The organism is Aquitalea pelogenes, assembly GCF_001515305.1.
Lineage (GTDB): Bacteria > Pseudomonadota > Gammaproteobacteria > Burkholderiales > Chromobacteriaceae > Aquitalea > Aquitalea pelogenes.
Genome location: NZ_LNQV01000032.1, coordinates 40,766 through 48,508, shown reverse-complemented (window position 1 = coordinate 48,508; position 7,743 = coordinate 40,766). Strand labels below are relative to the sequence as shown.

The window sequence follows — 7,743 nt, the reverse complement described above, 5'->3', positions numbered from 1 at the left end:
CTTGCATGTGTAAAGCATGCCGCCAGCGTTCAATCTGAGCCAGGATCAAACTCTTCAGTTCAATCTCATAGCAAATTTCTGGCACGCAAGATCAAAGAAAATAACAAGTATTTCTTGTCTTGCAGTGCAAGTATTTGGCTTTCGCCAAGCACTCACACCTATCGGTTATTCTGTTTTTTAAAGAGCGGTGCAGGTCGCTGCGTTTCGTTTCCGTCGCTGCGTTGTCTGCTGAGGAGGCGAACTATACCGCCCTGCCCCACCCTCGTCAACACTTTGTGCGAAGAAATCTGCAGGTTTTGCCAAAATTCCGTCGCACAGACCGCTAAGTCACTGAACGGTAATGCTTTATGAAATTCGGGTTTTATATCAAACATCGAGCCCCACATTCGCCGCCCATGTCGTGACAACCGCGACCACGATCAACGAAGGTGATTTGGTCGCATCCACGCTGCAATATCTATATATAAGCCGACAAGATAATGCTGATGCCGCACTGCAGCGCTTCTGCTACTCTTTAGCCTTCTGCAAACTGCCCTAGTCCGCCTGACGGCGGCATCTGCCATGCTCAAGTTTGATGTATTGATTATCGGTAGCGGTCTGGCCGGCATGACCCTGGCCTTGCATCTGGCTGCCACGCGCAAAGTTGGCCTGATTACCAAACGTGATCTGCTGGAAGGCAGTTCGACTTATGCCCAGGGCGGCATCGCCGCGGTGCTGGATACGGAAGACTCTGTTGAAGAGCATATCCGCGATACCCTGATTGCCGGTGCCGGTTTGTGTAATGAAGAAGCCACGCGCTTTATTGTGGAGCACTCCAAGGAAGCAATTGACTGGTTGATTGCGCTGGGTGTGCCTTTTACTCGCGATGATAACCACAAGACGGGTTATCACCTGACCCGCGAGGGCGGCCACAGCCATCGCCGCATCATTCATGCTGCGGATGCAACCGGTGCAGCGGTGACGTCCACCCTGGGTCAGAAGATCAAGGCGCATCCGAACATTACCGTGCTGGAAGATTTCCTGGCCATCGACCTGATTACTTCACGCAAGCTGGGGCTGGAAGGCAAGCGCTGTTATGGCGTGTATGCACTGGACAAGACGCTGGATCAGGTGGTGACCATTGCCGCCCAGCACACCATTCTGGCCTCCGGTGGTGCGGGCAAGGTTTACCTGTACACCACCAACCCGGATACGGCGACTGGCGATGGCATCGCCATGGGCTGGCGTGCTGGCTGCCGGGTGGGGAATATGGAGTTCATACAGTTCCACCCGACTTGCCTGTACCATCCGCACACCAAGTCTTTCCTGATTTCCGAAGCGGTGCGTGGCGAAGGCGGCATTCTGAAGCTGCCGGACGGCACCCGTTTCATGCCGGATCACGACCCGCGTGGCGAACTGGCACCGCGCGACGTGGTGGCGCGCGCGATTGACTTCGAAATGAAAAAGCATGGTCTGGATTGTGTTTATCTGGATATTTCCTACAAGCCGGCCAACTTCATCAAAGAGCACTTCCCCAATATCTACGCGCACTGCCTGGAACTGGGCATCGACATCACCCAGGAGCCGATCCCGGTGGTGCCAGCCGTGCACTTTACCTGCGGCGGTCTGGTGACCGACCTCACCGGCCATACCGATGTGGACGCGCTGTATGCCGTGGGCGAAGTGGCTTGCACCGGCCTGCACGGCGCCAACCGTCTGGCCAGCAACTCCTTGCTGGAGTGTCTGGTGATTGGCAAGGCTGCGGCCGAGGACATTCTGGCAGAACCGGTCATCACCTTGCCGCCGATCCCGGCCTGGGATGACAGCCAGGTGACGGATACCGACGAGGAAGTGGTGATATCGCACAACTGGGACGAGCTGCGTCGTGCCATGTGGGACTATGTGGGCATTGTGCGCACCAACAAGCGCCTGATGCGGGCGCTGAGCCGGATTCGCCTGCTGTCCGAGGAAATCAACGAGTACTACAGCAACTTCCACGTCACCAACGATCTGATCGAGCTGCGCAATCTGGTGCAGACTGCCGAGCTGATCGTGCGTTCGGCCTTGCTGCGCAAGGAAAGCCGCGGCCTGCACTACAGCCGCGACTACCCGGATACGCTGCCGGAAACGCAGGAAACCGTGCTGGAGCCGCCGCTGCGCTGAGCGAACAGCGCGCAAGCTACACATTCACTGCGCTATCTGGAAACGGCACCCAAGTGGTGCCGTTTTTCATGATGCTTACGCGTCGCGGCGCAAAGGCAGGGTGAACCAGAACACACAGCCACCGCTCACCCCGGTGCTGACGCTGAATTCGCCGCGATGGAACTCGACAATGGAGCGGCAGATATTCAAACCAATCCCCATGCCATCCGGCTTGGTGGAATAAAACGGGGTAAATAGCTCGTTCTTGATGTTATCGGCCAGCCCCGGTCCGTTATCAGCCACCTCCACCCGCCAGAAAGCAGCACCGACAGCAGTACGCACGATGATGTGCGGGCGTCGCGTCTGGGCTTCCACCATGGCTTCGATGGCGTTCTTCATCAGATTGAGCAATACCTGCTCGATCAGCACCGGGTCCATGTCCAGCCGGCAGACTGTGTCATCCTGCTCGATCAGCAACTGAACCCCGGCCTTGAAGGCCATCATCTCGGCCAGACCGGCAGCACGCGCCACCACGCGGGCCGGATCTACCGTTTCCAGCTGAGGTTCGTGCTTTTTCACAAAGGCGCGGATGCTCTTGATGATCTGCCCCGCCCGCTGCGCCTGCTGGCTGATGGCCGACACCGCATCGCGCACCCCGTTGGGTAACTCCAGCGTGTCCGGCAAGCGTCTGGCCAGCCCGGCCGAATAAGTGGAAATGGCAGTCAGCGGCTGGTTCAGCTCGTGCGCCAGACTGGAGGCCATCTCGCCCATGGCAATCAGCCGTGAAGTGGTCTGGAAGCGTTCCTGCTGCGCCTGCGCCCGCCCTTCGCGTTCACGCTCTTCGGTGACATCGGTCAGGATCACCAACCAGGCGGACTCCCCGTTGACCCACTCCAGCCTGCGCCGCTGCATCTGGAACCACTGCTTGCCATCCTGCAGGGTGAACTCACTGGCCAGATCGTCATGTTCCGGATCGGCACGCAGCCCCGGCAGCAGCAGACAACATGGTGCGTCCGGCTCTTCCGCCAGCCACAAATACGCAAAAGTAGGGTTGCCATATAGCAGCTGGCCGCTGTCCTGACTGACCACGCACACCCCGGCCTGCATGCCGTTCAGCACGGTCAGAAAACGCTGGTGCGAGGCATTGAGTGCCAGGCGCTGGCGCTTGCGTTCGGTAATGTCAAACAACGCGGCAATCCAGCCACGGTGGCTGCCGTCACGCTCGATCAGTGGCGTGGCATACAGGCGTACTTCAATAAAATCGCCATTCTGGCAGGCAAAGCGCAACTCGAAACCCTGCTCCGGCTGCATGCCTTGCCGCACCGCATCCATGGCAGCGCGCATCTGCTGATGATCACTGGCTGGCCAGAACACATGCGGCGGCCGCTGCCCCACCAGCTGTTCCGGGGCATAGCCCAGCATTTCACAGAATGCCCGGTTGACCCGCAGGATTTCGCCTTGCAGGCTGATGGCCACCAGGCCGCTTTTCATGCAGTCTTCAATCGCCTGACGCAAGGCCACTTCGGTGGAAAGTGCCTGCTCGGCGCGCGAGCGTTCGCGCATGTGGCGACGGATGCGCCAGATGGAATACAGCAAGGCCGCTGCCAGCAGAGTGATCAGGCCGGTGAGCACCGGCAGGGTCAGCCCCAGGCCGGAACGGTAGCTGACCGCGCGCAGGTAAACGCCGAAACCGGGCGGATCGAAACTGGTCTGGTGCGAGATATTGCCGGGATGTTCTGACGGGTCGAACTTGCTGGCCAGCGTGCGCCCCCCCACATCGACAAAACTGATGTAGTTCTTGGAGGCAATCCACCACGGCACCTGACGGTGCAGCAGCTGATCGAACTGATACACCAGCCGTATGCTGCCCAGTACTTTTTCATTGGCAATGATGGGTACGGCCAGATCAAAGCGGTATTTGCCATCCGGCCTGCGGTAAGGCTGACCGTAGGATGCGCGGCGCAAGCGCATGGCACGCCACACCGCGTCATATTCGTCACCATGCAACACCCGGCCCGGTGCAACCTGTCCGTGCTGGTCGCGCAGCAGCATGGCTTGTGCGTCGATTTGCTGCACCAGTAACACTTCCGGGCTTTCGCGCATGAAAAACGCAGCATTGGAAATAAAGCGTTCCGGGCTCAGCCTGCCATTGGCAATATCTGCCGCCACCCCTTCGGCCCACTCTTGCTGGCCTTCCATATGCAGGCGCATCGACTGTTCCAGCCAGAGCACTTCCTGAATGAGATTGTCCCGCTGCTCATCCACCCAGTCGCGATACACCAGATAAAACAGGCCACCCAGGGCCAGTACCAGGGCAATCAGGGTGAGGGAGGTTCCCAGCCACAGCAGGCGGGGGGAACGACGACGGGCGAGCATATCAATGACGTGCATAAATGAGTTAGGGAAAACCCCAATGATGAAGTCCCCAATGGCATGTTGTTGGCGCGCCTTCTACTTTACACGGTATTAACAGCCCGCAGACAAGGGCTGTAATAACAAAGCAAAAACATTCAACGCTAACAGAAATGCAAACGGAGAGACGCATGAAACTGAAGATTGCCGCACTGCTGATCGGTGCTTCCTTTGGTGTAGCCGGCATGGCCCAGGCTGCTGGTGAAATCGTCATCAAGTTCAGCCACGTGGTATCGCCGGATACCCCCAAGGGCAAGGCTGCCGAATACTTCAAGAAGCTGGCGGAAGAACGTACCCATGGCAAGGTCAAGGTACAGGTTTATCCCAACAGCCAGCTTTACAAGGACAAGGAAGAACTGGAAGCCCTGCAACTGGGCGCGGTTCAGATGCTCGCCCCGTCGCTGGCCAAGTTTGGCCCGCTGGGCGTGAAGGAATTCGAAGTTTTCGACCTGCCGTATGTGTTCGACAACTACGACGAAGTGAACAAGGTGATGCACGGTGCCATCGGCAAGCAATTGCTGGGCAAGCTGGAAAGCAAGGGCATCAAGGGCCTGGCTTACTGGGATAACGGCTTCAAGAACTTCTCTTCCAACAAGCCGATCCGCACCCCGGCCGACCTGAAGGGCATGAAGATCCGTATCCAGTCCTCCAAGGTACTGGAAGAAGAAATGCGCTCGGTAGGCGCCCTGCCGCAGGTGATGGCCTTCTCCGAAGTCTATCAGGCACTGCAAACCGGCGTGGTGGATGGCACCGAACTGGAAGCGTCCAACCTCTACACCAGCAAGGCTTACGAGGTGCAAAAGAACCTGACCCTGACCCAGCACGGCTTCCTCGGTTATGCCGTCATCGTCAACAAGAAGTTCTGGGACGGCCTGCCGGCTGATGTGCGTACCCAGCTGGATGGCGCCATCGTTGATGCCTCCAAGTACGCCAATGACATCGCCAAGAAGGAAAACGACCGTGCACTGGCTGCCATCAAGGCCTCCGGCAAGACTCAGGTCTACACCCCGACCGCAGGCGAGCGTGCAGCCTTCAAGAAAGCCATGCTGCCGGTACACACCAAGATGGCCGACCGTATCGGTCCGGACCTGCTGAAGGCCATTTACAAAGAAACCGGTTTCAACCCCAACAACTGATCAGCCCTGAATCGAGCGTGCGTGCCTTGTTGCACCCACGCTCTTTTTGCGAAAAGAGAACAATCATGCTGAAATTCCTCGACCATCTGGAGGAGTGGATGATTGCCCTGTTGATGGGAAGTGCAACCCTCATCACCTTCGTGGCGGTACTGCACCGCTACGGCTCGGGCATCGAAACCCTGCAACCGTATCTGGCCCATATCAATATGGCGTGGGCCCAGGAACTCACCATCTACCTGTTTGTATGGATGGCCAAGTTCGGCGCTGCCTATGGCGTGCGGACCGGCATCCACGTGGGTGTGGACGTGTTGATCAACCGCCTGTCCGACAAGACCCGTGCCAAGTTCATCATCTTCGGTCTCTTGTCCGGCGCACTGTTCACCGGCGTGATTGCCGTGCTGGGCGGCAATTTTGTCTGGGAAATCGCCCATACCGACCAGACATCGCCCGACCTGGAAGCCCCGATGTGGCTGGTTTATCTCGCCATCCCCTGCGGCTCTACCCTGATGTGCTTCCGCTTCCTGCAAGTAGCCTGGAACTTCATCAAGACCGGCAGCCTGCCCAAGCATGACCACGGCCATGTTGATGGAATCGAAGAAGGTGCCGAGGATCTGGACAACCTGCACCCGCACGACCTGAACCACGGAGGCAAGCACTAATGACCACCCTCATCATTTTCGGTCTGCTGCTTACCCTGATGCTGACCGGCATGCCGATCTCCATCTCGCTGGGTCTGACGGTACTGACCTTCCTGTTCACCATGACCCAGGTTCCGATCGAATCGGTGGCGCTCAAGCTGTTCACCGGTATCGAGAAGTTCGAAATCATGGCGATTCCCTTCTTCATTCTGGCGGGCAACTTCCTGATGCACGGCGGTGTGGCCAAACGGATGATCCGCTTTGCCACCACCCTGGTAGGCCACTGGTATGGTGGTTTGGGTCTGGCTGGCGTGGTGTCCTGCGCACTGTTTGCCGCCATTACCGGCTCTTCCGTTGCCACCGTGGTGGCCGTAGGTTCCATCATCCTGCCGGCCATGGTGAAACAGGGCTACCCGCAGCGCTTTGGTGCCGGGGTGATCACCACATCCGGCGCGCTGGGCATTCTGTTCCCGCCGTCCATCAACCTGGTGATGTACTCCATCGCCACAGCCGGCATGGACGTGACCGGCCCGGATGGCATGAGCGTGTCCACCGCATCGGTCGGCCAGCTGTTCATGGCCGGCGTGCTGCCCGGCCTGTGCCTGTCGGTATTGCTGGGCCTGACCACCTGGTACCGTGCCAAGAAGTTTGACTACCCGCGCCTGCCGCGTGCCAGCTGGGGCGAGCGTCTGCAAGCCTTCCGCGAATGCGTGTGGGGCCTGTTGCTGATCGTACTGGTGATTGGCGGTATTTACAGCGGCATCTTCACGCCGACCGAAGCTGCCGCCATGGCTGCCGTGTACGCCTTCATCATTGCCGTGTTCGTCTACAAGGACATGGGGCTGAAGGATGTGCCGCGCGTGCTGATCAACGCCGCGTCGATGAGCTCGATGTTGCTGTACATCATCACCAACGCCGTACTGTTCTCATTCCTGATGGCCTCCGAGCAGATTCCGCAAGCCATGGCTGCATGGATGACGGCACAGGGCCTGGGTGTGGTTGCCTTCCTGTTGCTCACCAACATCCTGCTGCTGGCGGCCGGCAACTTCATGGATCCGTCGGCCATCGTGCTGATCATGGCGCCCATCCTGTACCCGGTGGCAGTCAAACTGGGGGTGAATCCGGTACACTTCGGCATTCTGATTGCCGTGAACATGGAAGTGGGCATGTGTCATCCGCCGGTGGGGCTTAACCTGTATGTGGCCTCTGGCATCACCAAGATGGGCATTACCGAACTGACCGTGGCTGTGTGGCCATGGCTGCTCACCATGCTGGGTTTCCTGGTTGCCGTGACCTATCTGCCCGGTATATCACTGTGGCTGCCCCGAATGTTAGGTATGATGCATTAATAGCAGGACAGGACAAACAACGCGGCAGAGGTGAAAACCTCTAGCCGCGTACTTTGTCTGACAGGACCATAGCCCCGATAGAGGGTT

5 protein-coding genes are annotated in these 7,743 nt (G+C 58.3%); 4 read left to right on the top strand and 1 reads right to left on the bottom strand.

What is annotated here, in order from left to right:
• Positions 1 to 561 precede the first annotated feature (561 nt).
• Complete coding sequence (gene nadB, locus AWT75_RS14080; RefSeq protein ID WP_062789733.1) at positions 562 to 2,142, top strand: L-aspartate oxidase; 1,581 nt, start codon at positions 562 to 564, stop codon at positions 2,140 to 2,142.
• Positions 2,143 to 2,217: 75 nt separating this feature from the next.
• Here nadB and AWT75_RS14075 read toward each other — a convergent pair whose 3' ends face one another.
• The gene (locus AWT75_RS14075; RefSeq protein WP_231588874.1) at positions 2,218 to 4,512 is read right to left on the bottom strand and encodes a PAS domain-containing sensor histidine kinase; all 2,295 of its coding nucleotides are present in this window, start codon (positions 4,510 to 4,512) and stop codon (positions 2,218 to 2,220) included.
• Positions 4,513 to 4,664: 152 nt separating this feature from the next.
• Here AWT75_RS14075 and AWT75_RS14070 point away from each other — a divergent pair, with 152 nt between their 5' ends.
• From AWT75_RS14070 to AWT75_RS14060, 3 genes are all read left to right on the top strand, one after another.
• A complete protein-coding gene (locus AWT75_RS14070; RefSeq protein WP_082696110.1) occupies positions 4,665 to 5,669 on the top strand; it encodes a TRAP transporter substrate-binding protein in 1,005 nt (334 codons plus the stop codon).
• Positions 5,670 to 5,734: 65 nt separating this feature from the next.
• The gene (locus AWT75_RS14065) at positions 5,735 to 6,328 is read left to right on the top strand and encodes a TRAP transporter small permease (protein ID WP_045847198.1); all 594 of its coding nucleotides are present in this window, start codon (positions 5,735 to 5,737) and stop codon (positions 6,326 to 6,328) included.
• A complete protein-coding gene (locus AWT75_RS14060) occupies positions 6,328 to 7,656 on the top strand; it encodes a TRAP transporter large permease (RefSeq protein ID WP_045847197.1) in 1,329 nt (442 codons plus the stop codon). Before AWT75_RS14065 ends, AWT75_RS14060 begins: the two co-directional genes overlap by 1 nt.
• Positions 7,657 to 7,743: the final 87 nt, after the last annotated feature.